This is a genomic window from Endozoicomonas ascidiicola (genome assembly GCF_001646945.1).
GTDB classification, from domain to species: Bacteria; Pseudomonadota; Gammaproteobacteria; order Pseudomonadales; family Endozoicomonadaceae; genus Endozoicomonas; species Endozoicomonas ascidiicola.
Genome location: NZ_LUTV01000034.1, coordinates 1 through 1,494, shown reverse-complemented (window position 1 = coordinate 1,494; position 1,494 = coordinate 1). Strand labels below are relative to the sequence as shown.

The following is a 1,494-nucleotide window of genomic DNA, read 5'->3' as shown; positions in this document are numbered from 1 at the left end:
ACAGGCACTAAGTAGACAATTTTACACATAGTAACCCACCTCCCTGCTTTGCTCGGGAAAATAGAACTATAGCTTTATCCATGGCTCAAAAAATTGCCTCGTCAGTAAAATCTGTGGGCAATTTCTGGTTCAGGTAGCTTGCCAAGTGCATGGTATAACGCAATTTCCGCGCATCTGTAGGTTCTGAAACCGTAAGATTTTCTCGTAGTGAGTTTTATCTTGGTGTTCAGACCCTCAACTATACCGCTTGAATACGCCTTTTTAGCCCTGAACCAATTCAGGATAAGTGGTCTGTGTCGTCGAACTGTTTTGGCAACCTTCTTCATCGGTTCTAACTTTGATCGCATCACTCTTGTACACCAACGATCCAGATATTTTCCAGCCCAATGTGGTGACACGTAATCCCAGAACACCTGAAACTCTTCCTTAAGCAGATACGCTCTGACACTTTTGAGGTTGTACTGCAGCACTGTGCTTAACTTGACTTCTTCTTTCTCAGTCAGGTTCTCTTTCCGCTTCAGAAGGCACCAGCGAGACTTTTTCAAAACAGGCTCATAACCGTCAGCCTGAAGCTGTTTGTGCTCCGAAGCCCTGACTTCATCGATGGCTTTATTTAACATCRCCACGATGTGAAAACGATCAAGAATATGCAGAGCTTGSCCCGCAAATTCCGCAATAGCCTTCACATAAGGCTTCCACATATCAGAGCAAACATATTTTAATCGCTGGCAACGCTCTGCACCCAAAAACGTGAAAAACTGGCGGATAGTGGCTTCTGTGCGTTCCTCGCCAATCCACAGTAGTCGTGTACACTCCCGATCAATCTGATAAACCACTGTCAGGTATTTATGACCCAGCTGATATGCCACTTCGTCGACACCTATGGCCTCAATATTATCGAGAACCCGATGGGCTTTGCCCCATTCAACAATGTACTCGACTGAATGAAATACCTTCTCCCATGACGTGTTAAACGTCTTGGCAACTTCCTTCCAGGAGAGTTTTCGAGCCCAGCTTGCGAGAAACTGCATGTACACTTTGGTCAGTTCTTTTTTACCTTCTGCCCATGGAACCTGCTCAACCTTTACGCCACATGTCTTACATTGAACGCGGCGCATTCTGTAGATCAGGAAAACTCTGATTCCCCAGAGAGGAACAAACTCGAAGCGTCGTTCAGTAAGGCGATCATAACCCGGTGCTGGGTTATGGCAGCCTGAACAGATAGCGTGACCATTCTTGCGGGGAACGACTGTCACATCGAAGACGTCAGAGCCTTGATGGAAGCCGAATTTTACATCCTGATAAACAAATGACTTGAGCTTATGAACTTTATTGAGGATAGTTTTTATCAGCATCAGCGACGTTTCTTATTGTTTTTGTCTGCAAACAAAAAAATCTATCAGAAATTGATCGCTGGTGCTTTTTTCTTCAAATCAGCTCATTTTTACCCACAGATATCCCTGAAGAGCCAAAAAATTAGAATTCTTGCCACAG

General features: G+C 44.6%; 1 protein-coding gene. It reads right to left on the bottom strand.

Features of this window, described 5'->3' with window-relative positions; genetic code table 11:
- Nucleotides 1-101: 101 nt before the first annotated feature.
- Nucleotides 102-1,355, bottom strand: a complete 1,254-nt coding sequence (locus AKL11_RS24345; protein WP_067522952.1) for an ISL3 family transposase — start codon at nt 1,353-1,355, stop codon at nt 102-104.
- Between the last annotated feature and the right edge of the window lie 139 nt (nt 1,356-1,494).